The sequence below is a fragment of the Williamsia muralis NBRC 105860 genome, from assembly GCF_001598915.1.
Classification (GTDB): Bacteria; Actinomycetota; Actinomycetes; order Mycobacteriales; family Mycobacteriaceae; genus Williamsia; species Williamsia muralis.
Genome location: NZ_BDAP01000001.1, coordinates 338,646 through 363,513 on the forward strand (window position 1 = coordinate 338,646; position 24,868 = coordinate 363,513).

The 24,868-nt window shown below is 64.2% G+C and carries 23 protein-coding genes and 1 pseudogene; 14 read left to right on the top strand and 10 right to left on the bottom strand.

Features of this window, described 5'->3' with window-relative positions; all coding sequences use genetic code 11:
- Positions 1-176: 176 nt before the first annotated feature.
- From WIMU1_RS01620 to WIMU1_RS01635, 4 genes are all read left to right on the top strand, one after another.
- Positions 177-635, top strand: coding sequence for a nuclear transport factor 2 family protein (locus WIMU1_RS01620; protein ID WP_062794864.1), 459 nt, complete (start codon positions 177-179; stop codon positions 633-635).
- Positions 636-650: 15 nt separating this feature from the next.
- Complete coding sequence (locus WIMU1_RS01625; RefSeq protein ID WP_062794865.1) at positions 651-1,460, top strand: SDR family NAD(P)-dependent oxidoreductase; 810 nt, start codon at positions 651-653, stop codon at positions 1,458-1,460.
- Between the two features lie 15 nt (positions 1,461-1,475).
- The gene (locus tag WIMU1_RS01630) at positions 1,476-2,390 is read left to right on the top strand and encodes an LLM class F420-dependent oxidoreductase (RefSeq protein WP_062794866.1); all 915 of its coding nucleotides are present in this window, start codon (positions 1,476-1,478) and stop codon (positions 2,388-2,390) included.
- Positions 2,391-2,564: 174 nt separating this feature from the next.
- Positions 2,565-3,797: an amidohydrolase family protein gene (locus tag WIMU1_RS01635; protein ID WP_062794867.1), complete on the top strand. Its 1,233-nt coding sequence runs from the start codon at positions 2,565-2,567 to the stop codon at positions 3,795-3,797.
- A 116-nt stretch (positions 3,798-3,913) separates the two neighbouring features.
- Here the strand turns inward: WIMU1_RS01635 and WIMU1_RS01640 are convergent, their stop codons facing one another.
- On the bottom strand, positions 3,914-4,525 hold the full coding sequence (locus tag WIMU1_RS01640; RefSeq protein WP_062794868.1) for a TetR family transcriptional regulator: 612 nt from the start codon (positions 4,523-4,525) through the stop codon (positions 3,914-3,916).
- Between the two features lie 645 nt (positions 4,526-5,170).
- Between WIMU1_RS01640 and WIMU1_RS01645 the strand changes: the two genes are divergently transcribed.
- Together WIMU1_RS01645 and WIMU1_RS01650 are read left to right on the top strand one after the other, a co-directional pair.
- Positions 5,171-6,307 carry a thiolase C-terminal domain-containing protein gene (locus WIMU1_RS01645; protein ID WP_062795689.1) on the top strand — a complete coding sequence of 379 codons (1,137 nt, stop codon included), beginning with the start codon at positions 5,171-5,173 and terminating at the stop codon, positions 6,305-6,307.
- Positions 6,304-6,738 (top strand): Zn-ribbon domain-containing OB-fold protein, encoded by a 435-nt coding sequence (locus WIMU1_RS01650; protein WP_062794869.1) that lies wholly within the window; start codon positions 6,304-6,306, stop codon positions 6,736-6,738. Before WIMU1_RS01645 ends, WIMU1_RS01650 begins: the two co-directional genes overlap by 4 nt.
- Before the next feature lie 103 nt (positions 6,739-6,841).
- Here the strand turns inward: WIMU1_RS01650 and WIMU1_RS01655 are convergent, their stop codons facing one another.
- Complete coding sequence (locus WIMU1_RS01655; protein ID WP_062794870.1) at positions 6,842-7,639, bottom strand: SDR family oxidoreductase; 798 nt, start codon at positions 7,637-7,639, stop codon at positions 6,842-6,844.
- 309 nt (positions 7,640-7,948) lie between these two features.
- Here WIMU1_RS01655 and WIMU1_RS01660 point away from each other — a divergent pair, with 309 nt between their 5' ends.
- The 5 genes from WIMU1_RS01660 to WIMU1_RS01680 all read left to right on the top strand — a co-directional run bounded on the left by WIMU1_RS01660 (position 7,949) and on the right by WIMU1_RS01680 (position 12,447).
- Positions 7,949-8,953, top strand: a complete 1,005-nt coding sequence (locus WIMU1_RS01660) for a Rieske 2Fe-2S domain-containing protein (protein WP_062794871.1) — start codon at positions 7,949-7,951, stop codon at positions 8,951-8,953.
- A gap of 8 nt (positions 8,954-8,961) precedes the next feature.
- Positions 8,962-9,594, top strand: coding sequence for a TetR/AcrR family transcriptional regulator (locus WIMU1_RS01665; protein WP_062794872.1), 633 nt, complete (start codon positions 8,962-8,964; stop codon positions 9,592-9,594).
- Positions 9,595-9,658: 64 nt separating this feature from the next.
- Entirely contained in the window at positions 9,659-10,666 is a 1,008-nt protein-coding gene (locus WIMU1_RS01670) for a ferredoxin--NADP reductase (RefSeq protein ID WP_062794873.1), read from the top strand.
- A 786-nt stretch (positions 10,667-11,452) separates the two neighbouring features.
- Positions 11,453-11,839, top strand: coding sequence for a hypothetical protein (locus tag WIMU1_RS01675; RefSeq protein ID WP_062794874.1), 387 nt, complete (start codon positions 11,453-11,455; stop codon positions 11,837-11,839).
- Positions 11,840-11,868: 29 nt separating this feature from the next.
- Positions 11,869-12,447: an isochorismatase family protein gene (locus tag WIMU1_RS01680; RefSeq protein ID WP_255283857.1), complete on the top strand. Its 579-nt coding sequence runs from the start codon at positions 11,869-11,871 to the stop codon at positions 12,445-12,447.
- A 117-nt stretch (positions 12,448-12,564) separates the two neighbouring features.
- Here WIMU1_RS01680 and WIMU1_RS01685 read toward each other — a convergent pair whose 3' ends face one another.
- The 3 genes from WIMU1_RS01685 to WIMU1_RS01695 form a co-directional block, all read right to left on the bottom strand.
- The gene (locus tag WIMU1_RS01685; RefSeq protein WP_062794876.1) at positions 12,565-14,064 is read right to left on the bottom strand and encodes a class I adenylate-forming enzyme family protein; all 1,500 of its coding nucleotides are present in this window, start codon (positions 14,062-14,064) and stop codon (positions 12,565-12,567) included.
- 105 nt (positions 14,065-14,169) lie between these two features.
- Positions 14,170-15,330: a thiolase C-terminal domain-containing protein gene (locus WIMU1_RS01690; RefSeq protein WP_062794877.1), complete on the bottom strand. Its 1,161-nt coding sequence runs from the start codon at positions 15,328-15,330 to the stop codon at positions 14,170-14,172.
- Positions 15,327-16,577: an OB-fold domain-containing protein gene (locus tag WIMU1_RS01695; protein WP_062794878.1), complete on the bottom strand. Its 1,251-nt coding sequence runs from the start codon at positions 16,575-16,577 to the stop codon at positions 15,327-15,329. The genes WIMU1_RS01690 and WIMU1_RS01695 overlap by 4 nt, the downstream gene beginning before the upstream one ends.
- Positions 16,578-16,707: 130 nt before the next feature.
- Between WIMU1_RS01695 and WIMU1_RS01700 the strand changes: the two genes are divergently transcribed.
- From WIMU1_RS01700 to WIMU1_RS01710, 3 genes are read left to right on the top strand one after another with little or no spacing between them, the layout of a single operon-like run.
- Positions 16,708-17,880, top strand: coding sequence for an acyl-CoA dehydrogenase family protein (locus WIMU1_RS01700; RefSeq protein ID WP_062794879.1), 1,173 nt, complete (start codon positions 16,708-16,710; stop codon positions 17,878-17,880).
- A 12-nt stretch (positions 17,881-17,892) separates the two neighbouring features.
- The gene (locus WIMU1_RS01705; RefSeq protein ID WP_245969162.1) at positions 17,893-19,026 is read left to right on the top strand and encodes an acyl-CoA dehydrogenase family protein; all 1,134 of its coding nucleotides are present in this window, start codon (positions 17,893-17,895) and stop codon (positions 19,024-19,026) included.
- Positions 19,019-19,804 carry an enoyl-CoA hydratase/isomerase family protein gene (locus tag WIMU1_RS01710; RefSeq protein ID WP_062795691.1) on the top strand — a complete coding sequence of 262 codons (786 nt, stop codon included), beginning with the start codon at positions 19,019-19,021 and terminating at the stop codon, positions 19,802-19,804. Before WIMU1_RS01705 ends, WIMU1_RS01710 begins: the two co-directional genes overlap by 8 nt.
- Before the next feature lie 12 nt (positions 19,805-19,816).
- Here WIMU1_RS01710 and WIMU1_RS01715 read toward each other — a convergent pair.
- The 5 genes and pseudogenes from WIMU1_RS01715 to WIMU1_RS01735 form a co-directional block, all read right to left on the bottom strand.
- Positions 19,817-20,880, bottom strand: a pseudogene (locus WIMU1_RS01715) (CaiB/BaiF CoA transferase family protein).
- A gap of 77 nt (positions 20,881-20,957) precedes the next feature.
- Positions 20,958-21,734, bottom strand: a complete 777-nt coding sequence (locus WIMU1_RS01720; protein ID WP_062794881.1) for an enoyl-CoA hydratase — start codon at positions 21,732-21,734, stop codon at positions 20,958-20,960.
- A complete protein-coding gene (locus WIMU1_RS01725) occupies positions 21,731-22,447 on the bottom strand; it encodes a FadR/GntR family transcriptional regulator (protein ID WP_245969160.1) in 717 nt (238 codons plus the stop codon). The genes WIMU1_RS01720 and WIMU1_RS01725 overlap by 4 nt, the downstream gene beginning before the upstream one ends.
- Complete coding sequence (locus WIMU1_RS01730; RefSeq protein WP_062794882.1) at positions 22,444-23,619, bottom strand: acyl-CoA dehydrogenase family protein; 1,176 nt, start codon at positions 23,617-23,619, stop codon at positions 22,444-22,446. Before WIMU1_RS01730 ends, WIMU1_RS01725 begins: the two co-directional genes overlap by 4 nt.
- Positions 23,616-24,809, bottom strand: a complete 1,194-nt coding sequence (locus tag WIMU1_RS01735) for an acyl-CoA dehydrogenase family protein (RefSeq protein ID WP_062794883.1) — start codon at positions 24,807-24,809, stop codon at positions 23,616-23,618. The genes WIMU1_RS01730 and WIMU1_RS01735 overlap by 4 nt, the downstream gene beginning before the upstream one ends.
- Positions 24,810-24,868 lie beyond the last annotated feature (59 nt).

Here is a 24,868-nt window from a genome sequence, read left to right on the forward strand (position 1 = left end):
AGCACCGCTGTGGAACCCATCTTCGACGTCTGACATCGGGCGGTGCTGATCTATGACACCCGCCGCATTGTGCGAAAGTGTTCCGTCTTGTCTGGATCGGGTATAGCGTTATGAGGTCGTTCATTTAACTATATGCTCCACTAGGGTGCGCAAAGGCAGCATACGGAGGTTGTGCGTTGAACGTCGAACATCTCATCGCTCGGGAGCTGGTTCGGGACCGGTACGCCCGATACAACCGGGCGGGTGACAAGGGCCGACTGGTCGAGCTCGCGGCATGCTTCACCGAGGATGGGTCTCTGGAGGCGCGAAACTCCTTTAACGCCACAGGGCGACAGAACATCATCGACACGCTGACCTCGGTATCTGCCGAACTGGTGGCGCATGCCACCGCTGCGGCGACGACGACGCGACCCATCGTCCGGCACTTTGTCGCGAGCCTTCGCTTCGATTCGATCACGCCCGATCGGATCGAATCCTCGGCCTACTTCGCGGTGTTTCAAGCCGATGCCGCCGATCACTGGGGCACGTATCGCGATGTTCTGGTGCCCGTGGGCGATGAGTGGTTGTTCAAGCGCCGACTCGTCGTGATCGACGGATCGCGCCCGGGCTCGTCTGCCGCATCGAGCAAGGCCTGAGGATAAGGACTCGTCATGGATTTACAGCTCAATGGCAAACGCGCACTGGTGACCGGTAGTAACGGAGGCATCGGCGCCGCAATCGCTCAGGCACTCGCCGACGAAGGGGTGTCGGTGGTGCTTCACGGGCGCAACGAGGCAAAACTGGCCGCGGCTGAGGCCGCGATCTCTGCTCGCGGTGGCGCAGTCGCGACGGCCGCCGGTGATCTGTCGACCGATGCGGGCGCCGACGACGTCGCCGCGAGGGCCGTTGATGCATTCGGTGGCATCGACATCCTGGTGAACAATGCCGGGGGCGCCTCGGAGTCCGGCAGAGGGTCGTGGTTCGATCTGCCGCCGAGTGACTGGGCCGCCACGTATCAGAGCAACGTCATCTCGGCCGGACGACTTATCCACCACGTGGTACCCGGCATGAAGGCCGACAAGTGGGGTCGGATCATCCAGATATCCAGTGCCGCAGGCATCATCCCGACGTCCGGGCAGCCCGACTACGGTCCGTCCAAAGCGGCCCTGGTCAACATGTCGATGGGCCTGTCGAAGGCGCTTGCCGGCTCGGGAATCACCGTGAACACGGTGTCGCCCGGCATGATCATGACCGACAAGCTCGTCGAGTTCCTGCGCACGTTCGCCGACAAACGCGGCTGGGGCGACGATGTCGACCGAGCGGCCGAGTACGTGCTCAAGGGGACCGGTCAAACCGTCACCCGGATCGGGCAGGTCGAGGACATCGCGTATGCGGTGACCATGCTCGCCAGCCCCGCCTCCGGTTTCATCAACGGGGTGAACCTCCACCTCGACGGCGGCGGAACCGGATCCATCTACTAGCGGTCGGAGGCCGAGATGAAACTCAATTTTCAATTTCCCACCGGGGCCGTCAAGCACTGGGACACCTGGATCGGTGCACACGAGTTCGCCGAGATCGCCGTGGTGGCAGAGTCCAGCGGATTCGACGTCGTCTCCACCACGGATCACCCGTTTCCCTCGGAGGAGTGGTTGGTGGGCGGAGGCCACCACGCGCTGGACCCCTTTGTGGCGCTGTCGTTCATGGCTGCTGCAACGTCACGGATCCGGTTGCTGACCTTCATTCTCGTTGCGGGATACCGCAATCCGTACACGACAGCGAAGTCGGTGGCGTCGCTGGATCTGTTGTCCGGCGGCCGGGTGATTGCCGGTATGGGTGCGGGATACCAGGCGAATGAGTTCGACGTCCTGGGTGCGTCGTTCGATGACCGCGGACCGCGTTTCGACGAGGCGATCGTGGCGATGCAGGAGGCGTGGACCGGCGAGGTGATCGACCGGGAGGGACCGTTCTTTCCCGCTCACGGGCACCGGATGCTCCCACGTCCGGCGCAGCGTCCGGGCCCGCCGATCTGGATCGGCGGGAACAGTAAGGCGTCGATCCGCCGGGTCGCCGAGCTCGCCGACGGCTGGTTGCCGTTCGAGCAATCCGCGGCAATGTCTGCCATCACGAATACGCCACAGCTGCAGACCGATCAGCTCGCCGAGCGGATCGATCAGATCAGGGACAAGCGGCGCGCTCTGGGGCGGCCCGCGGACTTCGAGGTGTGCTTCACGCCGACCGCGCGACGTGACTCCGATGAGACGGCCGACGCAGTGGCACAGCAGATCGGGCCGTTGTCCGAGGCCGGCGTCACCCACATCTCGGTGGAATCGAAGACGCGCAGCATGGATGCCTGCTTGGCGGAGATCGAACTGCTGGGCACACGACTGGCCGGTGTCGGAACAGTCGGTTGAGGTGTCACTGCTGCCGTTACGCGGCGGTTATGACAACTATGTCACCGCCTCGGGAAGGCTATAATCGCTCGTCAAGAAGTTGATAGACCTGCCGCATCGCCATTTATTGACGTTTACGTCAAACTCATGCAAGCTGGACGAAGACTTCAGCCACCCGATAGAAAAGGCCTACCCATGATCGATTTGAACGATGTTCCGATTTTCGACGCCGATACGCACATGTACGAGACGCCGGATGCCCTGACCAAGTTCCTGCCTGAAAAGTTCTCGCCGGCGGTGCAATTCGTCCAGGTCGGTAAGCGCACCCGGATCGCGATCCTGAACAAGATCACGGAGTTCATCCCGAATCCGACCTTCGAGAAGGTGGCCGCGCCTGGTGCCCACGAGAAGTTCTACTCCGGTCAAAATGTCGAAGGTCTGACCTTGCGTGAGATGCAGGGAACGGCCATCGAGGCGCCGCCTGCCTCACGGGAACCCCGCGCGCGCATCGAAGAGATCAACCGACAGGGCGTGGACGCCGCGCTCGTCTACCCGACCCTGGCCAACCTGGTGGAGCATTCTGCCGCCGAGGATCCCGACCTCACCGTCGCGATGATCCATGCCCTCAACCAGTGGATGCTCGAGACGTGGGGCTTCACCCACGAGAACCGGCTGTTCATGACGCCGGTCATCACGTGCGCTCTTGTCGATGAGGCACGTCGCGAGCTGGAATACCTGGTCGACAACGGTGCCAAGGTGGTGCTGATCAAGCCCGCCCCCGTCAACGGCTACAGAGGCTGGCGGTCGCCGGCATTGCCCGAGTTCGACCCGTTCTGGAAAGACGTCGAGGATGCGGGTATGCCGGTGGTGCTGCACGCCAGCCAGCCTCCGCTCGACGAATACATCAACAAGTGGGAACCGCCGTCCACCAACAACTTCATGACCATGAGCTCTTTCCGCTGGCTGGCGCTGGGTCACCGGGAGATCTCGGACATGCTGGGGTCGCTCATCTGCCACGGCACCCTGACCCGTTTTCCGAAGCTGCGCATCGCGTCGGTGGAGAACGGCAGCGCCTGGATTCATCCGCTGTTCCACGACCTCGCGGATCTGAACAAGAAGATGCCGCAGAACTTCCCGGAGGACCCGCTCGAGGTCTTCCGTCGAAACGTCTGGGTGAGCCCCTTCTGGGAAGGGTCGGTCAGCGATGTTGTGGAAACAGTCGGCTGGGACAAGGTCATGTTCGGTTCGGACTACCCGCATCCCGAAGGGCTGACCGAGCCGAAGGGCTTCTACAAGTATGCCGAGGGCATGAGTGAACGGCGTGCCTACGATTTCATGGGTGACAACGCACGCCGGTTCCTCGGTCTACCGCTGCGTAACCCGAGTCCGGACGCCGCCGAGGCGCCCGCGGACGCCGTCTCGGTCTGACCCGCACCACATACGGAAAATGCCAGGGCCGCGAGCACATTGTGCTCGCGGCCCTGGTCCATTCGTGTCCCAGGAATCGTCGTGTCCGGTTCAGATCCGCGCCCGGCCTCCCGTGTTCAGGGGCCGCTGTCCTGGTAGTTGCCGATCAACCCGTGAAGGGTCTCGAACTCAGAACGCATCACGTCTTCGGGTGCCGAGCCCGGCGACCGTATCCACCGGTCGATCGAGCGTTCGACGACCAGCATCCCGACTGAAGCCAGGAGGATGCACCGCTCGTCGGCCACCGCGATCTTCCGACGCTCCGCGATGGCGTCAGAGACCGTCCTGGCGCTGGTGTCGTGGTTCTTTCGTTCTTGGCCGATGAGCTTGACCGATGAAGCGACAGCCTCCCGATAGAGCGTGATGCGCTCCCGCTGCCTCGACAATCCTGGTGCCAAAGTGATGAAAGCCTGTGCCATCGCATTGAGTTCGGACATCGACTCCGGTTGCGCCAGGTACACGCCGCTGAAAGCCCGTACGAAGTCGTACTCACCGAGGAAGAGAACCGATTCCTTCGTCGGGAAGTAGCGGAAGAACGTCCGCGGTGACACGCCGGCACCCTTGGCGATCTGATCCGTGGTGGTCTGATCGAAACCGTTCGTGCTGAACAGGTTCAACGCCGCGTCGACCAATGCCAGTCGCGTCTGGGTGGCACGATCTTGCCGCCGTGACCGGTCGCCGGATTGCATCTCTGTGGTGGTCCTTTCGAAACGGCACCTGCCTTCGGTGTATGTCGCCGGGATGTCGACCGTCCCGCGCAGTGATCACCATACTGCGCTATCGACACTCAACTGTCATTGTGACGCGGCGCATGGCGGCACGGACGCCGGGCGGCTCCAATACGGATCGGGTTGATTGCAAGCCATCTGGCGAGTACTCAACCAACATCGTCGTTGACGTGTGACAGTCGACTGCCATAAAGTCGAGAATGCGAACTGCGAAACATTTCCAGCGAAAGTGGGCGCCATATGTCGGACAGCTATCTCTTTGTCTTCTCCAATCCGACAGAGGGCAACGACGACGAGTTCAACAGCTGGTACGAGACCCGGCACGTCCCTGACGTTCTCGAGGTCGAGGGGGTCACCGCCGCGCAACGCTACGATTTGGCTCCGATGACACCGCCGGAGGCTGAGGGAATCGCCGCGCCCCAGGCCCCGGCACACCGCTATCTCGCGGTCTATGAACTCGACCGCGACCCCGACATCGTGATGGGGTCATTTCTCGATCGGGTCGGTTCCGGGCCAGATGGCGCTGAGCGGTTCTCTCGACCTCGCGGGGGTGTCGATGGCGGTATGGCGGCCACGAGGCGAGCGGAAAGTCGCGGGACCAGTCAGGTGAGTTGTGCAGTTGTCGGCATCGGCAGAACCGAGTATTCGTGCCGATCGAACCGAACCCCACTCGCAATGGCCATCGAGGCGTGCCGTGGTGCCATCGACGATGCGGGATTGACCCCTGCGGACGTCGACGGGATAAGTACCTTCATGGTCAACGACTCAGCCCAACCGATCACCGTCGGTTGGGGATTGGGCATCGACGAGTTGTCGTGGGCCAATGCCATGTATGGCGGCGGTAACCTGGTTGCCGATCAGATCGCAACGGCGGCAGCGGTGATCGAGGCCGGGATGTGCCGGGCAGTTCTGGTGTATCGATCCCTCAACGGCCGGTCCGGACACCGTTTCGGAACGGTGGAAGGTCCGATGCTGGTGGATCAGGAAAACCAGTTCGACGCCGCGTCGGGATTCCTTGTGCCCCCGCAGTGGTTCGCGATGTGGGCGCGGCGCCACCAGCATGACCACGGTTCCACCGGAGAGGATCTCGGTCACATCGCGATCACCCAGCGAACCCACGCCGGGCCCAACGAACATGCGCTGCGGCGTGAACCACTGACCATGGACGACTACCTCGGCGCGCGCTGGATCAACGAGCCCTTCCGGGTGCTCGATTGCACGTCTGAGGTCGACGGCGCGGTGGCCGTGCTCGTGGTGGGCGAGGACCTCGCAGCCGACACCGCACACGATCCGGTGTGGCTGGTCGGGTCATCCAATTCGCAGAGCGGAGCGGGATGGACACAGTGGGATGACCCGGCCGCGATGTACGCGCGATCGGCCGGCCCAAAGATCTGGGAGCGCACCGGACTCGGGCCGGGCGACATGGATGTGGCGTGCATGTACGACTGCTTCACGTACACGGTGATGGCCACCATGGAAGGATACGGATTCTGCGAGAAGGGAGGGGTCGGCACGTTCTTCGCCACGGGGCGAGCAACCTATGGCGGCGACGTGGTGGTCAATCCGCACGGAGGCCTGTTGTCCGAGGGGTACATACACGGTCTCAATCACCACTTCGAAGCCGTCAGCCAGCTACGGAATTCGGCCGGGGCGCGGCAGGTCGAGGGAGCCGAACTCGCGCTGGTCACCGCCGGCGGTGGCCCGTTCGGCGGCGCCAACATCTACAGCAGGCAGCACCCATGACCGACGCACTCATGTTGGCGCCGCTGCCCGTTCCCGATCCTGACTCGGCGCCGTACTGGGATGCCCTCGCGGAGGGCAAGCTCAAGATCTGCCGTTGCGTGGACACCGGTACATGGATCCACCCACCCCTCGAACGCAGCCGGATAACCGGCGGGCCGGTCCGGTTCGACGAAGTGAGCGGTTACGGAACGATATTCAGCTTCATCGTCATTCGTCAGCCCACGGTGCCCGGCCACCGGCCGCCGTATGTGACAGCCCTCATCGAACTCGATGAACAGCCGGGACTTCGCATGAGCGCGGTGGTGAACGCGCAGCCGCACACGATTCGGATCGGCCAGCGGGTGAGAGCCCGGATCGTCGAGATCGTCGAGATCGGCGACAGCGGCGTGTATGCGCCCGAGTTCGTCCCGATCGGCACCGACGAAGAATGAAGGCAGGGGCCCGAGTGCACGCAGGTCGGCCCGGAGCGTCACATCCGGCCCTGTGAGCGCGACCTGTGTGCAACCGGGCACGCTGAACGACCCACGTGGACGTTCAGAACGCCGATCGGTGATGTGCTCCGTCGACACAGATGTAATGGCCGTTGAGATAGCCGGCCTGGTCTGAACACAGATAGGCGATCGTCGACGCGATCTCCTCGGGCTCACCCGCCCGGCCTGCCGGCACTCCGGCCTTCTCCATCAGCCACTGCTTGCGAGCGGCGTCGTCGGTGAGCCCCTCGTGAGTGGAGAGGTACCAGTTGGTGGTCTTGGTCGCGATCCATCCAGGGGCCACCGTGTTGATGGTGATACCGAACTGGGCGTATTCGTCGGCGACACTCTTGAGGAGTCCGACCGTCGACGGACGTGTCGCGTTGGCGACCGTGTGCGGCGGCAGACTCTGCGGCTCCTTGGCGGTCCCCGACCCGATGTGGACAAAGCGACCCCATCCGGCCTCGCGCATGGCGGGCAGTACGGCACGGAGCATGTGCACCTGGCTGAGCGTGTACGTCCGGTATGAGTCGACGTAGTCTTCGGCGCGGGTGATCTCTTCGAAGTAACCGCGCACGTGAAAGTCGGCCTGTGTCACCACGATCAGAGGGGCACCGAGCTGCTCGGTGATTGTCGCGACAGCGGATTCGATGCCTTCCTGCGAACTCATGTCCGCAGGCACCCCGAGTGCCTCGCCGCCGGCTGCGGTGATCTCCTCGACCGCGCGGTCGATGTGTTTCTGGGTACGGGCGACGATGGCGACGCGGCTGCCCTCGGCGGCGAGCATCTTCGCCGTCTCCTTGCCGATGCCTTTGCTGCCACCGACGACAAGTGCCACTCGTCCTTTGATCAGGTAGTCCATGGATGTGTCCTTTGATCGCTTGTGGTACTCGGCAGCCGAGCATGGGCCGGGGACTGAAGCCGCGTATGACGTATATCACTATTCAGTTAGATGAATCAACGAGTTACGCCCTTTGGTGGCAGGAGCTGATCTCGATTCACATCCTGTAAACATCTGCCGTGCAGCATGATTAGTGCGGAAGGGGCGTATGTGGAGATATTCGACAACGGTTTGGTGTTTACAGATGGGCGCTCACGGGCGTATGGTCGGGCTATCAATTTTTGACGTCCGCGCCAAAAATGTCAGCGAATTCTTCAGGAGGTCTGATCGATGGGTCAGCTCAGCATGCATCCCACCGGATGGTTCCAGGTCGCGTGGTCGGCCGATCTGGCGATCGGTGATGTCGTCCCCTTGCACTACTTCGGTGCCGAATTGGTCGCGTATCGCGGCAACGACGGCCTTGCGCACGTGCTCGATGCCCACTGCCAGCATCTCGGCGCCAATCTCGCCTTCGGTGGTTGTGTTGTGGACGACGGGATCCAGTGCCCGTTTCACGGGTGGGTCTGGGATGGGCGAGGGCGTAATGTCCGGATTCCTTACGAGGCGAAACCGAACCGTGCCCGCAAGGTACGCAGCTGGCCGGTCAGCGAGCGCAATGATTCCATCTACGTCTGGCATGACCTTCTCGGCCGAGACCCGATGTGGGAGGTGCCGGACGCTCTGCAGAGTCTGGGTGACCACATCAGCGCAACAACGTTCCGGCCGGTCGAAGCGAACGCACGTGTGCTCACCAAGAACGTGCGGGTTCATCCGCAGACCATTGCGGAGAATGCGGTCGACCCGCATCACTTCCGATATGTGCATCGCACACCGATCAGCCCGGTTGTCCTGCGGGAGAGCACCGATGACGCCTCGTGGGCGGCCAAGGTGGGATTCGGCAACAAGTGGCAGCACGGCGTGGACGACCCTGACGACACCATCAACACGCTCGAAATCCTCTGGAGCGGAGTGGGGTTGAGCTTCAGCGGTGAGCACATGCGCAACGGCATCCGGGTCACCGGGATCTGCCCGACACCGGTCGATGACGAGGTGAGTGACATCTTCGGCACGTACTGGATCGACGAGGGCAGCGACGACCCCGAAGGGTTCATCGAAAACGGCAAGGGTGCGCTGGTCGACGACGTCAAGATCTGGAATCACCAGCGCTACATGGATCCTCCGGGGCTGTCTCCGTCCGAGGCGGCCGGATTCCGCAAGCTGCGCTCGTGGGCGCGCAGTTTCTATCCGCCGGCCGAGAACGCCGAGGTCGAACGTCAGACCGTCTCCGCAGAGTAATTCGCCCGGTGAAACTGAGTGAAGCGAAGCATCCGAAGTCGGCGGTGACGCGACAAGCGTTCCTTGACGCGGCCCGGGACGTGTTCGAGCGCAAGGGTTATTCCGGTACTCAGGTGAAAGACATCACCGATCGGCTTTCGGTCGCGCGGGGTAGTTTCTACTACTACTTCCGAGACAAGCGGCACATCTTCATCGAGCTGGGTACCGTCACCACACGCGAGACAGCGGACGCCGTGCGGGCGCTCGAGCTCATCGAAATCGGTGCTGACAAGTCCGCCTTCGAAGCATGGGTACGTCAGCTGTTCGACTATCTCGACCGAACCGGAGCCTTCTCGATCAGGTCCGTCGATGATTCGCCACCGGACGCCCGGTTCCAGGCAGCGGTGGCACGAGTTCATGCCGAGACAGCCGGCGTCATCGGTCGCGAGCTGGAACGACTGTCCGGGCGCTCCCTGAGCGATCCCGCCACCTCGGGGGTGTGTGTGATGGCGATGTTGGAGCGGTCGTGGTTCCTCGCACGCAACACCAAGGCTCAAATGACCCGGGAGGGCACGATCGCGGCGATCACCGATTTGATATATGCGATGGTGGGTCCTTCGCGCGTCGAGAGTTCACCGGTGTCTGCCCGTGTCGCCCGCTGATCAGGCGACCGGCAGCGAGCTTGGGGCGCCCGCACCGACACCCCCGGGGGCGGTCGCGCTACGGGTGCGAGAGGTCATTGCCGAGACCCCCGATGCCAAGACGATCGTGTTCGATCCTCCCGGTGATCAATTCTCCTATCGGCCTGGACAATTCCTCACCCTGAGGATTCCGAGTGATCGCACGGGATCGGTGGCGCGGTGTTACTCGCTGTCGAGCTCGCCGAGACACGACGACCTGCTGATGGTCACCGTCAAACGGACACTCGACGGCTACGGATCCAACTGGTTGTGCGACACCGTCGCCGCGGGTCAGGTCATCGAAAGTCTGCCTCCGGCGGGCGCATTCACGCCCAAAGATCTCGACCGCGACCTACTGCTGGTCGGTGCCGGGAGTGGCATCACACCGTTGTTGTCCATCGTGAAGACCGCGCTCCTGGACGGCAGTGGACGTGTGGTGCTGTTCTATGCCAATCGTGATCTCGAGTCGGTGATCTTCGCGGCCCAGTTGCGCTCTCTGTTCGGCGAGTATCCTGAGAGACTCACGGTGGTGCACTGGATCGAGAGTGTGCAAGGGTTGCCGACACACCTTGCGCTGCGGTCGGTGTTGCAACCGTACGGGGACTTCGAAGCGTTCATCTGTGGTCCGAAACCCTTCATGCAGGGAGCACGCCAGGCGCTCGAACAGATCGGACTACCGCGGGCCCGGATCCATATCGAGAACTTCGTGTCGCTGTCCGACGATCCGTTCGGCCACCACGGGCCGGCAATTGTCACTGCGGACAGCGTTGAGGACATGCGGGATGCCGCCAGGGTCACCGTTGAGCTCGACGGCGCCACCCACGAACTCGCCTGGCCCCGCACGAAAACGCTGATCGACGTACTACTCGCTCACGGAGTGGAGGCGCCGTACTCATGCCGGGAGGGTGAATGCGGGTCGTGCCAGGCCACGGTGCTCTCCGGACAGGTCGAGATGGCGAACCCCGGCGCCCTCGACGAGGAAGACATGGCGGACGGGCTCATTCTCGGCTGCCAGGCACGTCCGGTGTCCGACCATGTGGCTGTCGAGTTCTGATTGTCGGCAGTGACTTACGGCTACTGGCGACCGGACCTGCCCCTACGCGGTGTAGGCATCACGGACGGCCCGTGGCTGACGATCACATCGGCTGTCACGGCATCTTGAGCGCCTACGGTCTCACCGGATGTCTGATCGTCGGGTCCGTCATGGGACGACGACAACGACTTTCTCGGCGCGTCGACGTTTTGTCCCCGTCCCTGCTGTAGCGGTACGCATCACCGACGCGGAGGGAAACGAGGTGTCCCCGGGCTTCCCGGGTGAGCTTCGTCTGCGTGGCCCGCAACTGTTCTCGGGATACCTTAATCCGGCCCTGATCGGAATCGTTCGACAGTGCCGGCCATGTCAGGACCGGCGATGTGGCCGGCGGTTCCTGAAGGTGGCACCAAGGAGAAGGAAGCGGGTCTGCTGCGCCAAGACAGTACCCGACGGGTGCGAAGTCTGACGTCACTCAACAGTCCATTGTGAGTGCGAGGCGAATAACAGTTGCGCGCAGAGGATTGGATTCCCACAGTGGCACAACAGCTTCCCCCTCGAACGCGAAGAGGAAATGGTACATCTGCTACCAGGCGGCGCCACTCACCGTGGTCGCGGCACCTTTTGAAACGAATATGGCTGCGCTGCACAGGTATTGCATGTCTTGACACTGGTGCCGTACTCTGGGGTACGGTCGAGATGCCGGTATTCACGGCCCGAAGAAGGGTGTCTTCAGTGGCATTGGGAGCAGCGCAGGCTCCATCAAACTCGGCCTGCTTATTGATTTCGCGATTCCGCCGCCCGCGACGTATGACCTCACAGTCAGATTGGCTCGCCGGACTTCGCCTGGCATTCACCGAAGCCGTCGACGCCGGACACCTGGACCGCGACGTCGCGTTGATCGAGCGGTCGGTCGAAGGGTTGGCTCGTGGGGAGGTGAAGGTGGTCGTCGATGCCCGGCAAGAACTGGCCGACGAGAGATGTCTTGCGATCATCGGGCCGATGGTCTCGGAGAACGCCTCTCCGGGAACGTTGTCGAACGAGGCGGTTTTGTACCGACGCTGTCGTGGGGCGGTACTGCCGATTGGCTCGGGCGACTGCCGAAAGAGTTCAGCGCCATCCATCTCCGTGGCAGCTTCATCTGACCGCCGTTATCGTCCGCGACTCCTGAAGGAATCAACGCGTCTCCCAGTCTGATTGCGGTCGATCCGCGTACCACAGCGGTCGTGTGTATCGAATGCCAGCAGGGAATCCTCGGCGAGCAGTCGATACTGCCGGAACTGCAACGTGATTCGTCGAGATTGGGTCCGGCGATCGGTCTCCTGCTCGATGCGGCCCGGACTTCGGGCGCCATCGTGGTGCATGCAACGTTCGAAGGACCGCTAGGTGGTGAACCGTCGGGCACCGCAGGGGTGTGGCGCAGCATGGGGCCGGCGACACGGGACTGGACGCCCGGGTCCGAGCCCACTCGGGTCATCTCGGCGTTGCATGCAACCGGCGACCTTGTGATACCGCGCCACCACGGGTTGTTCCCGACCTCGGACTCCGAACTGATGGCGGTCCTGCGCGGGCGTGGTGTACGGACCGTCGTCCTCGTCGGGGTGTCGCTAAATCTCGCGATCCCGCACACCGTCGGCGACCTGTCGCAGGCGGGCTTCCGGGTTTTTGTACCCCGTGACGCCGTCGCGGGTACTCCGGCGGAGTACGGGGACCAGGTCCTGCGTAACACCGTTGCCCTCATGGCCAGGATCACCACCACCGGCGACCTGATCGCGCACTGGAGCGGGCAGACCGTGCAGCCGTGACGGCCGATGCCGGCGACCGAACCTCTTGTCGCGGGCCTTGCGGAACGACGCACCTACACAAAAAGACGATCCGCCCAGCAGGCGGATCGTCTTTCGTATCTCAGGGTGTGCGAGGTCTCAGGCGTTACCGGTGACCGGGCTCAGTTCCTGGATCAAGGTGCGGCGCAGGATCTTACCGGTCGCCGTGGTGGGAAGTACGTCCCGGAAGACCACCCGGTCGGGGGTTCGGGAACCACGCAGCGCCTTGCGCGCGTATGCCCGCAACTCATCGCCGTCTGGCTCGGTACCTGGCTCCGGCACTACGATCGCGACGATGCTCTGACCCCACTCCGGGTCCTCCACACCGATTACGACAACCTGGTGCACTGCAGGGTGTTCGACGAGGACATCCTCGAGTTCGGCGGGAGCGATGTTCTCACCCCCGCGGATGATGGTGTCGTCGGATCGCCCGGTGATGAACAGGTAACCGTCGGCGTCCAGTGTCGCGATGTCTTTGGTGGGAAACCAGCCCTCCTCATCGAGAACCGATCCGATCTCGTCGTATTTGCCCGATACCTGTTCGCCGCGGACGTACAACTCACCCGGCTCGCCCTGCGGGGCCACCTCGCCGTCCGCGCCACGGATCTGTAATTCGATTCCGGGTACGGGTTGGCCCACCGAAGCGAGCCGCGCGGCCACGTCGGGATCGGACGAACTGAGCGCCGCCCGATGATCGTCCGGTGTCAGGACGGCGATAGTAGAACTCGTCTCGGTCAGACCGTATGCGTTGACGAATCCGACGTCGGGCAGCAGCGCGAGAGCCTTGCGTACCAGCGGCAGACCCACCTTTGCGCCACCGTAGGCGAGGTTGCGCAGCGTGGGCAGTTCCACCGGATTCTGCTCGAGCGTGGTGATGATCCGGTCGAGCATCGTCGGAACGACGGTGGCAGTGGTGACGCCCTCTTGCCGGACGAGGCGAATCCACTCCACGGGATCAAAGCGACGCAGGTACACCATCTTGCGCCCGCTGTAGACGTTCGACAGGGCGGCTCCGACGCCCGCGATGTGGTAGGGCGGGACCGCGATCAGAACGGCATCTTCTGTTGCGGCGCTGTCGAACTCGACCGTTTGCATGACGTAGCTGGTGAGATTGCTGTGCGACAGCTGAACTGCTTTCGGCCGCGACGTGGTGCCGGAGGTGAACAGCACCACCGCGAGATCGTCCGGGTCGGCGAAGGTGGTGTACGGCTCGGCAGTGTGCGCCCGGTCGAGGAGTTCGTCCGAATCCATGATGCGATCCGGCGGTACGTCGACCATGTCCCGGTAATCGAGGTCCACAACGACCAGTGGATCACGGAGGCGGGCGATGAGACCGTTGATGCCCTCGGCACTGAGGCGGTAGTTCAGCGGGGTGAACGGTATCCCCGCCTGAGCGGACGCGAACAGCAGGAAAGGCAGATGGGCGCCTCCGGTGCCCACGTACACCACGTGCTCGGCACCGGACTCGGCGATCACACCGGCACCGCCCGCTGTGACGGTGGCCAGTTCGGCAACGGTCAACCGCAGTTCGTCGGTCACCACCGCGATCCGGTCCGGATGGGCAGAGGCCGCCATTTCCAGCAAGAGAGAGATCGACACGCTTTGTCCTTCCGATGGCACCGGCTCCCCAGAGCAAAAGCCCATGAAAGCTGTGTAATTCGACTGATATGTTCGAGCGCCCCGGCGATTGCCCGGTGGACGGGTTCAGCCGCGGTCGCTGGACAGGATGGTCACCGCCGACACCGCCGTCGGTCCACCGATGTTGTGGGCCAGCGCGATCCGTGCACTCTCGACTTGATTCTCGGACTCGCCACGCAACTGGTTGAACAGTTCGTAGCACTGCGCCACCCCGGTCGCGCCCGGCGGGTGGCCTTTGGCCTTGAGTCCACCACTGGGGTTGATCGGGATCGATCCACCCACGTAGTGTTCGCGCGTTTCGACCAGCTTGTACGCCTCGAAGCGGTCGGCGAAACCGAGGTCCTCGTAGCTGATCAATTCGACACCGGTGAAGCAATCGTGGACTTCGGCCACGTCGATGTCGGACGGGGTCACGCCGGCCATCGTCATGGCTGCCTTGGCGGCCTTGACGGTGGGCGGGAAGGTGGTCATGTCCTTCTTGTGCTGATGCATCACCCGATCCATCCCCAGGCCGACACCGCGAACCCACACCGGCCGATCGGTGAATCGGTCCACCGCGTCCTCCGATGCGAGGATCACCGCTGCCGCTCCGTCGCTCTGCGGCGTGCAGTCGTAGAGTCCGAACGGGGCGACGACCGTGGGCGCCGCCAGCGCCTGTTCGACCGTGATCTCATAACGCAGTTGCGCTTTCGGGTTGTTCAGCGCGTGGAAGTGATTCTTGACCGCGACCATCGCCATGTGCTCTTTGGTGGCTGGCGACTCGTGGAGGTACCTGGTGACGTGCAGGGCGAAGTTGGCGGGCGCCACTAGGCCGAGGGGATAATCCCAGGCGTTGTCGCGCGTCATGGCCGCCCACTCCCAGAAGGTGGTGTTCGACGCCGTCTCGCGGACCTTGTCCGCACCCACCACCAGCGCCACGTCGTGGAGTCCGGACGCGATCGCGAGCGTCGCGTTCCGGATGGCGTCGTTGCCGGTGGCGCAAGCGTTTTCCACGCGGGTCACCGGAATGTCGGTCAGGTCCAGGGTGTCGGCGAGAATCCCCGAGGGAAAGCCGTCGGTGGTGGCGAGCTCGCCGAACCAGGCAGCCTCGATGTCGGCCTTGCGCAGACCCTTGTCCACATTCCCTGCGGCCTCGGCGTAGGCCATCGGGATGAGATCTTTGATGCCGAGATCGAAATGCTCGGCGAACGGCGTCATTCCGGCGCCGACGATGGCAACTTTCCTCATTGACGTGCTCCTTCGGTCGCGGCAGCGGTCACCGCGTGTGTGGGTTCGGCGGGCCGCCCAGGCCAGAATGCGTATCCGTAATCGGGGATGCCGCTGCGCAGGGCAACGCGGCGCAGGACGACGGCACCGGTTTGCCCGATCTCGACGTTCCCGGCAACCGCGCCGGTGACCTTCAGGAGCACGCGAACCGGACTGTCATCGAGCTGGACCAGCGCGATGGAGTAAGGACTGGGCAGGTCGGGCACGGGGATCTCGATGGTCGTATGGGTGTACACCTCGCCGGTGCGTGGAAGCGGCTGCAGGGTGTAATCGGATTGCAGCTTGCCGGCGTCGTCGACCCGGCGTCGCGGCGGGAACACCGGTTCATCATCGCCGGGGAAGATCGCTGCTTCCCATCGCAGTTTCGGCTCGAAGGCGCGCGCGTAGGCGGCCAGCGAGATCGGGATACCGATTCCCGGTGCCACCGTTGCTTTCGGCAGTTCCCCGGAGATCGACTCGTCGCGAGACACAACAGCGGTGGTATCTCCGAGGTGCAGCGTGGCAACGGTGGCGACCGACTGTTCGGTGGCCAAGATCAGTCCGGCCTGCCCGGTTTCGACCGCGTCGGCGAGCACGCGGATCGCGGCACTCGTCGAGGTGCTGGGATCGTTGATCGGCGCCTTCTTGTACGCGCCACCGATGTGCGCGGCCCTGACGCCGGCGACTGCGGCCACCACGAGATCGGGCTGATCGGACACGTTTAGCCGGGTGATCGTTGCTTTTGCCCCGACCTCCCGCTGCAGTCGCGGATCGGCGTACTCACGGCGTTCACCTCGGTCGTTGCGCACCACCACGGGCAGGCTCCGGGTCTGCCCGCCGGCCGCGACCAGGCGGGTGCCTGTGGGCCCGGTACCGGTCAACACGGCCCCGGCGCCGGCTGCTGTCGGGGAATCGTCGGCCGCGATCACCAGCGTGTGTGGGTCGGCAGCGGCCACTTGGTCCAGGACCGCCGGAGCACCTCCGAGGACCTCGGTGATGGGCACATCCGGATCGAGGGACAGGCCGGCGAGCACAACCGCGGCGTTGCCTCCTTCGATGAGCGGCATGTTGCGCGACACGACGACGACCCGCTGTGCGCGACGGTCGGGATCGGCGGCCCGCCCGGCTGCGACGGCCATGGTCACAGCGTCCTCGTCCGGCCCGCGAACTCGCTTACCCGCCGTGGTCCACGGCGGCAGATAGGTCCCGATCGCTACGATCTCACTCAAGGTTGTGCCATTCGTCCAATGTGAGCCTGGAGCGGCTCAGCAACTTTTTAATAGGGTATATAGTTAACTGATTACGGGCAACTGTGCGTTGGTACAGCAGACGGGCGTCGGTGCCCGGAAGGGAATCCACATGAGCGGTTCATTTGCCCTACTGGGTATGCATCATCAGGAGCTCGACGAGGTTCGTGCCCGAACACGCGAGTTCCTTGCCGCCGACCGCGAAGAGTTCGGCTGGCGGCCCGCGGTGGATTCCTGGCTGTCGCGGTGGGATGGCGACTTCAGCGTCCGCCTCGCCGAAGCCGGGCTGCTGGGACTGACGATTCCCGAGAGCTATGGTGGCCGCGGCAGTGAGCACCTGCATCGATACGTCGTGACCGAAGAACTACTCGCGCAGGGTGCACCCGTGGCGGCCCACTGGGTGGCCGACCGTCAGGTGGCGCCCACCTTGCTGCGATTCGGCACCGAAGAACAAAAGACCCGAATACTTCCCCAGATTGCCGGCGGCCGTTTCTATTCGGCGATCGGCATGAGCGAGCACGGCGCCGGCTCGGATCTGGCGGCGGTCAAGACCAAGGCCACCAGAACAGACGGTGGCTGGATCATCAACGGCACCAAGGTGTGGACGAGCGGTGCCCACCACGCGCACATGGTGGTGGTGCTGGCCAGGACCGCACCCGCGGATCCGAAGGCCCGGCACGCGGGATTCAGCCAGTTCCTGGTTTCGACCGACGCCGAGGGCGTCGATATCAGTCCGATCGAATTGCTCTCAGGTGATCATCATTTCAACGAGGTGTTGTTGACGGACGCGTTCGTGCCCGACTCCGAGGTTCTGGGTGAGATCGGCAACGGTTGGCACCAGGTGACCGCCGAACTGTCGTATGAGCGCAGCGGTCCGGAGCGGTTCCTCTCCACGATGCCACTGCTGGTGGCCGTCATCGGATGGCTGGGCTCCGACGATGTGTCACCCTCGCCGTCGGTCACGGCGGCCGTCGGCGACCTGGGGGCGCGAGTGATCGCGCTGCGTCAGTTGTCCACGGCCGTGGCACGGGCACTGGAGGCCGGTGAATCTCCCGCGAACCAGGCAGCTCTGGTGAAGGATCTGGGGACCAGGTTCGAGCAGGACTCCATCGATCTCGTCGCGCGATTGCTGGACGACGTCGAGGCCGACACCGGACGAGCGCCCACGCTCGAGATCGCCGAACTCCTGCGGGATGCCCGGTTGCATCAGGCGCTGTTCACCCTGCGCGGCGGTACCAACGAGGTGTTGCGTGGTGTTGTCGCCCGCGGCTTGGGTCTGCGGTAGAAGGAGCAGAACATGACAACAGTGGACCCTGGAAGGGATGCGATGGCCGGGCTCGGCGAGACCCCATCGGATGATGACAACAATGATGTGAGAAGCCTGGTCGCCGATCTCGGTGCCCGGTCGCGCGATCGACTCACTGGACAGCGCAGTCGACCGGCCCGCCTCGATGAGGTTCTCTGGGCCAATCTCGAAGAGACGGGCCTCAGCCGGCTCACGACCACAGTCGATTTCGATGCGGGGCCCGCGCAGGCGGCGGTGCTGCTGAGCGAGTTGGCAGGCTTCGCGTGTCCGGTCCCGATCGCCGAGACCGATTTGCTGGCGGCGTGGCTGTCGGCGGAAACCGCGTCCGTAGTACCCGAATCCGGGCCGCTGACAGTCGGATTCGGCATCGCAAGCGAGGACGGTGACACGCTGACCGCGACTGTGGACGACGTTCCGTGGGCAGCCGATTGTGCGGCGGTGCTGCTGGTGCTCGAGCGCGACAAAGGCCGATTCATCACCGTGATCGACCCGTCGGCACACCCGCTGAGCACGACCGAAAGCCTCGCCAGTGAGCCGCGCGGACGCATCGACGTGTCGGTGCGCCGCGACGACTGCACCGAACTACCCGCGCCGGTGTACGCCGAACTGATTCGTAGGGGCGCGTGGGCACGGTGTCTGCAGACGATGGGAAGTCTGCAGTCAACGATGGAACTCACCGTCTCGCACACCCGCGAACGGCAACAGTTCGGTCGGAGCCTCAGCAAGTTCCAGTCGGTGCAACACCAACTGGCGGCGATGGCCGGATCGCTCGAGAAGGGCAGGGCGTCAGTGGCACTGGCAGTGGCCGCGGCTGACGACATGGGTTTCGGCGCCGACGAGACGGACTTCGCCGTCGCCGTCGCAAAGGTCACTCTCGGCCACTGCGTCGACGACATCGTCAGCAGCGCGCACCAGTTGCACGGCGCCATCGGGGTCACCGCCGAACACTCACTCTGGTTGCACACCATGCGAGCTCGCAGCGCGATCGGCGAATACGGATCACCGCGACGGTGGTCGGAGAAGCTCGGCAGCAGACTGCTTGCCGCAGGAAATCCCTGGGACGTGCTGACGGTCACGATTGGTGCCGATTCTGCCGAGGATGCGAAAGGCGCGCACGTTGGCTGACTTCGAGTGGAAGGTCGACGACCGCATCGGAACGTTGACGCTGAACCGGCCGGACCGCGGTAACGCCTTCACCTTCACGATGGTCGATGCGATGACCGACGTGCTGCGGCGGGCGGTCATAGACGACGCCGTGCGCGTCATCGTGGTTACCGGCCACGGCGACCGTTCGTTCTGCTCGGGTATGGATACCCGCGAGTTCGCCGGGCTCGAGCTGACACCACTGCGGCGCAAGAGTCAGCTTCACGAGCACGTGCACGAGCTGATCAGAGCGATCGTTGCATGTGACAAACCAATCATCGCGGCGATCAACGGGAACGCTCAGGGCGCCGGTCTCGATCTTGCGCTCGCGTGCGACATGCGGGTGATGTCGCGCAGTGCGCGGGTATCGGAGGTGTACGTCTCGCTCGGTCTGACATCCGGGGCCGGCGGCGCCTATTTCCTGCCGCGCCTGGTGGGCCGGGCCAAGGCGATGGAATTGTTGCTGAGCGGTACCGCGATCGACGCCGAGGAGGCCGAGAAGATCGGTTTGGTCAACAGCCTTGCCGACAGCGCCGATCTGCAGGCGAGCGCCCGCACCCTGGCTGCATCGATTGCCCGACACGCACCCACAACGGTTCGGGTGATGAAACGGTCCATCGATCAGGCTTCGCGCTCCGATCTCGACACCTCACTGGATCTGCTGTCGTCGCACTATGCCGTCTTGGCAACCACCGACGATGCCGCCGAGGCGATCGCCGCGTTGCGGGACAAGCGAACTCCGAACTACACCGGGAACTGAGCGCCGCGCTCGTCAATCCGCGTCGCCTGCCCAGACGCCGTGGATTGAGCGTTCGTGCACCGGCAGTGTCGGCGGTGGCGATGGGGTTCGGGAAAAGCCCGGAGCCGCAGCGGGCTGCGCGACACCCTCGAACTCGATGATCGAGTCGCGGTGACGGAACTGCGGATCGTCGGGGGCTTCGGAAAAGTCGAGGACCGGGGTGACGCAGCAGTCCACGGTCGCGAAGATCTGCGCCCACTGGTCACGTGGCTTTCGTAGAAAGCGGTCGGCGATCATTATGCGCAACGCCGGCCAGGCATCTCGGTCGTCCTGTGCCGGCGTGGCGGCCTGGTCGATGTCGAGTGTGGTCAGAAACCGGGAATAGAACTGCGCCTCAAACGCTCCCACCGCCATGTATCGACCATCGGCGCACTCGTAGGTATCCCAGAACGGGCAGCTGCCTCAACAAGGTTCGTTCCGCGGATGTCGGACCAGCAGCCGCTGGGCCGCAGTGGCCATACCTGCTGGCTCAGCGACAGGGCGCCCTCGGCCATCGCGACGTCGATGACTTGTCCCTGACCGGACGTGGTGCGTTCCCAGAGGGCCGACAGGATGCCGGTCACCGCGAACATGGATCCACCGGCGAATCCGGCAACCAGATTCAGTGGCGGAGTGGGCCGAGAACCGGCCGGGCCCATCGAGTGCAGGATGCCGGTGGGGGCAATGAAGTTGATGTCGTGGCCGGCCGCGCCGCTGCAGGGCCCGTCCTGTCCCCAACCCGTGAGACGGGCGAACACGAGACGCCGATTGCGCTCGAGGAGTTCATCTGGTCCCAGGCCCAGACGTTCGGCCACCCCGGGGCGAAATCCCTCGAGCAGCACGTCGGCGCGCGTGGCCAGGGCAATGACGTCGGCGATCGCGGCAGGGTCCTTGAGATCGGCGCTGATGATCCGTCGTCCTCGAAGCATGTGCTGGGGTGTGCCGGCATCGCCCGGGCGCTGCACTCGAACGACATCGGCACCGAGGTCGGCAAGCACCATCGCCGCGTGGGCGGTGGGACCGATGTTGGCCAGTTCGATCACTTTCAGTCCGGCCAGGGGACCCCCGGACCCGGCGGTGTCCCCGGAGTCGGATGCTCGGCCGCCTGAACCGCCTGAACTGTCCGGCTTCCGGGTCAACGTGACGTCCTGTTCTGCGCGCGCCCGTGCTCGAGCACCGCCGTGGTGCTGTCGGCCAATGCGGCGGCCTGTGCCGACCACGCCTTGTTGATCTCTGCCTCGCGGTCGACGGCGTGAGCGATCTGGTCCTGCGAAATCGCGTCGTAGAGCTGCCAGACCTCGGCAAGAGTGGCGGGCTCGGTGGCGGTGAAGGCCTCGGCGATCGCCAGTCCACGCTGGCGCAGCGCAGCGGACTCCACAACCTCGTTGACCAGACCCCAGCGCAGGGCCGTTGCGGCATCGATGTATTGGCCGGTGCCGCTCATCTGCCGGGCTCGGCGGACCCCGATCACCTCGGCCAGACGTGCCGTGAGCCCGCCGCCCGGGACGATACCGACCCGCGCGTGGGTATCGGCAAATCGTGCACGCTGCGAGGCGATGAGGAAATCACACGCCAGCGCGAGTTCGAAACCACCGGTCACCGCCGGTCCGTCGATCAGACCGATCACCGGCGTGCGGCAGTTCGACACCCGATCGATGCAGTTCTCGGTCTTCTCGGTGCCGGTGAATCCCCGTTCGGCCAGCTCCTTGAGGTCCATTCCGGCGCAGAACGCGCCACCGGCGCCCGCCAGGAGGATGACCGAGGTGTCCCCGTCGGTGTCGGCCGCCGCCAAGGCGTCGATGAGCTGCCAATTCAGGGCTTGGGACAGTGCATTGCGGGCCTCGGGCCGGTTCAGCGTGATGAGGCGGCCCGCACCGATCTGTTCGATGAGTACCAGTTCTGGGGATGTCATGACTCTCCTCTTGTGGGCAAGGATGGAATGCGGGTGGAGGAGACCGATCGGCGACGGCTCATTCCGCGGATGCGACGGCGAACGCTGCGAACCGCCGCCACGGTGTCACCGACCTCGAGCGCCTCGACGAGTTCGACGCTGTGTTTGTGTATCCACTGGTGTTCACTCTGCGAAGGACGGACGCCGTGTGTGCGCGCGAGATTGTTTCCGATGTGGATGAACAACGAGAGCACGGGATTGCCCGACAGCCGTGCCAGCTCGGTGTAGACGGTCACCGGCTCGAACCGCAGGTCGCCGACATCGACCTCGGCCGCGAGTACCTCTCGAAGTCGGGCCAGGCCCTCGGCGTCGATGGTCGCCGAAACATGCTCGACAGCAGCAACCTCGAGAAGTTCCATTATCTGGAACAGGTCGTCAGCAGCGAATCCGTCGTACTCCAGGAACAGTGATGCCTGGTCGAGCACGGCCGACCGGTCAGGGGCCGTCACCACAAGCCCTCCACCTGGCCCTCGGCGCGGTGTGGCGACGTGGCGGCTCTCCAGGATCCGAAAGGCCTCGCGCACAACTGATCTGCCGACCTCGAATCGAGCCATGAATGCGGTCTCGGACCCGAGGGCGGTGCCCACACGCCAGCCGTCGGCTATCACCTCGTCTTCGATACGGCGGGCGATCTCGGCAGCGCGGGTGCGCGAACCGTCTGGGCCGATGGTCATACGTGGACGGGGTTCGGCGTCGGCTCGGCGAGACCGATCAGGCGGGCGAGGGTGCTTTTGTGAACCTCGGCATCGCCGAATACCACGGTGTCGGCGAACGCGCGCTTGAGGTACAGGTGGAGCGGATGATCCCAGGTGAAACCGATGCCACCGTGCATCTGAATCGTTTCTTCGACTACTCGCAAGGCCGTTGCACCGCAATAGGTCTGGGCGAGTGCTGCCGCGATCGTGTGGTCGGCGACCGCGTCTGCCAGGGTCGAGGCCGCATAGATCGCCGCCGCCCGAGCATGGTTGATATCGATCCACAGGTGGGCGGCGCGGTGCCGCAGCGTCTGATAGGAACCGATCGGGCGGCCGAACTGGTGACGAACCGTGAGGTATTCGGTGGCCTGGGCCAACGCCCATTCGCAGATTCCGACCTGCTCGGACGCGAGCAGCGCCGCTCCCGTCTCCAGCGCAGTCGCCACCGCGTCGCCGGCCTCCACGCCTGTCGCGATGACCGTGCCGCTGACCTCATCGAGGCCCAGATCCCGCGTGGGCCGGGTGCTGTCGACATTGGTTCGCCGGGTGGCCCTGACTTTCGGTGTGTCAGCGGTGACCAGCGCCAGGACAAGGTCGTCGCCGCGTCGCGCCGGCACCACAAGGGCAAGTGAATCTGCGGTACCGATGACCTGTTTGACGGTGCCGGTCAACACAACCGTATCCTTGCCGGTGTTCGTTGCCCGTACGGTCGGCTCGGCACCGTCGACGAACGACTGGGTGGCGGGGACGGCGAGGGCGGCGATCGCACCGTCGGCGAGTCGGGCGACCACGTCTGCGGCAGCCGACGACCCGTTACGTGCGCAGTGCACCAGCGCGGTGGTCGCGACCACCGCACTCGACAAGTACGGCACCGGTGCCAGTGCGCGGCCGAGTTCGATTACTACCGCGGCGCTTTCGCGCGCCGACGCACCGGCGCCACCGAGGTCTTCGGGAATGAGTAGCCCGGCGAGGCCCAGATCACGCGAGAGGTCCGACCACAGTGCGTTGTCGAAATCTTCACCGCCGGCGACGAATTCGAGCCCGAAAGCGGGTGTACAACGGGCGTCCAACAGCGAACGCACAGTGGCCCGGACCTCCTGGGCGGTGGAGTCTTCCACCATGGGAACCGGCGGGGGAGTGATGATCGTCATTTCGGGATGTCCTGCCACGGGAGGTTCGGACCCAGCTTGAGTTCGCGCGGGAGATCGAGGATTCGGTCGGCAATCTGACCGAGGAGGATCTCGGTGGTTCCCCCCTCGATGGTGTTGGCCCTCGCCCGTAGATAATGGAAGGTCTCAGGCCGGATCGCCGCGTCGTACTCCACCGACCAATCGTCGTAGTCCAGTGCAGCCGACGGATCGAGTTGAGCAAGTAATCGGGTGATGATCTGGTTGTTGGTGGCGGCGGTGACCTTGGCTCCCGAGCCCTCCACACCGGGCTCGCCGGAAACCATCAATTGGCGGGTCCGCTCATTCGACAGTCGTGCAACCTCTGCGCAAATCCATGCATCTACCACTGCGCTGAACCTGTCACCGGTTCGCAACTCCGGCCGCTTTCTCCACATCTCGGTGAGTCGACCCATGTGGCCGTCTTCTCTACGTGGCTCGTTGCCGCCGATGATGGCCCGTTCGTTCACCAGTGTTGTGCGTGCGGTGGACCATCCTGCTCCCGGCTCGCTGATCCGGTAGTTATCGGAGATCCTGACGTCGTCCAGGAAGACCTCGTTGAAGTCCGCCTGGCCGGTGGCCTGGCGAAGTGGCCGAGCGTGCACCCCGGGAGTTGTCATGTCCAGAAGAAAATAGGTCATACCGGTGTGTTTGGGCGCGGACGGATCAGTTCGGGCCAGCAGCATCGCCCACTTCGAGATGTGCGCGTAAGTGGTCCATACCTTCTGGCCGTTGATGATCCAGTCGTCGCCGTCCGCAATGGCGCGCGTGGCCAGCCCTGCCAGGTCCGAGCCGGCCCCTGGTTCGGAGAACAGCTGACACCACATTTCTTCGCCCGTCCACAACGGGCGAAGGAGCCGCGACTTCAGTTCGGGTGCGGCATGTGCCAGCAAGGTCGGTGCCGCCATCCCGAGTCCGATCGGGTTGCGCATGATGTCGGCATGCTCGGCGCCGGCGGCTTCCATGGCCTGCTCCACGTCGGCCTGCAGGCCGCGCTCCCAGCCCAATCCGCCTGAACCCACCGGTGCGTGGACCCAGGCCAGCCCCGCGTCGAAGCGGCGCCCGAGGAACTCGATCGCTGACATCGCGGTGGGATCGTTCTGCGCGAGGAAATTGCGAAGTGTCTGTGCAATACCGTCGCGGCGCGCCGCCGGAGTCTGGTGTGTTGCTGTCATCGGGCCAACTCTCTGGAGTCAATTAGCTACCGAAATAGACTGTATCTGCTGTTACATTC

Bases quoted from the DNA above. Each gene is read 5' to 3' on its own strand.
- WIMU1_RS01625 (WP_062794865.1), top strand. From the start codon at position 651: ATGGATTTACAGCTCAATGGCAAACGCGCACTGGTGACCGGTAGTAAC.
- WIMU1_RS01630 (WP_062794866.1), top strand. From the start codon at position 1,476: ATGAAACTCAATTTTCAATTTCCCACCGGGGCCGTCAAGCACTGGGAC.
- WIMU1_RS01635 (WP_062794867.1), top strand. From the start codon at position 2,565: ATGATCGATTTGAACGATGTTCCGATTTTCGACGCCGATACGCACATG.
- WIMU1_RS01640 (WP_062794868.1), bottom strand. From the start codon at position 4,525: ATGCAATCCGGCGACCGGTCACGGCGGCAAGATCGTGCCACCCAGACG.
- WIMU1_RS01650 (WP_062794869.1), top strand. From the start codon at position 6,304: ATGACCGACGCACTCATGTTGGCGCCGCTGCCCGTTCCCGATCCTGAC.
- WIMU1_RS01655 (WP_062794870.1), bottom strand. From the start codon at position 7,639: ATGGACTACCTGATCAAAGGACGAGTGGCACTTGTCGTCGGTGGCAGC.
- WIMU1_RS01660 (WP_062794871.1), top strand. From the start codon at position 7,949: ATGGGTCAGCTCAGCATGCATCCCACCGGATGGTTCCAGGTCGCGTGG.
- WIMU1_RS01675 (WP_062794874.1), top strand. From the start codon at position 11,453: ATGACCTCACAGTCAGATTGGCTCGCCGGACTTCGCCTGGCATTCACC.
- WIMU1_RS01690 (WP_062794877.1), bottom strand. From the start codon at position 15,330: ATGAGGAAAGTTGCCATCGTCGGCGCCGGAATGACGCCGTTCGCCGAG.
- WIMU1_RS01700 (WP_062794879.1), top strand. From the start codon at position 16,708: ATGAGCGGTTCATTTGCCCTACTGGGTATGCATCATCAGGAGCTCGAC.
- WIMU1_RS01705 (WP_245969162.1), top strand. From the start codon at position 17,893: ATGACAACAGTGGACCCTGGAAGGGATGCGATGGCCGGGCTCGGCGAG.
- WIMU1_RS01720 (WP_062794881.1), bottom strand. From the start codon at position 21,734: ATGACATCCCCAGAACTGGTACTCATCGAACAGATCGGTGCGGGCCGC.
- WIMU1_RS01725 (WP_245969160.1), bottom strand. From the start codon at position 22,447: ATGACCATCGGCCCAGACGGTTCGCGCACCCGCGCTGCCGAGATCGCC.
- WIMU1_RS01730 (WP_062794882.1), bottom strand. From the start codon at position 23,619: ATGACGATCATCACTCCCCCGCCGGTTCCCATGGTGGAAGACTCCACC.
- WIMU1_RS01735 (WP_062794883.1), bottom strand. From the start codon at position 24,809: ATGACAGCAACACACCAGACTCCGGCGGCGCGCCGCGACGGTATTGCA.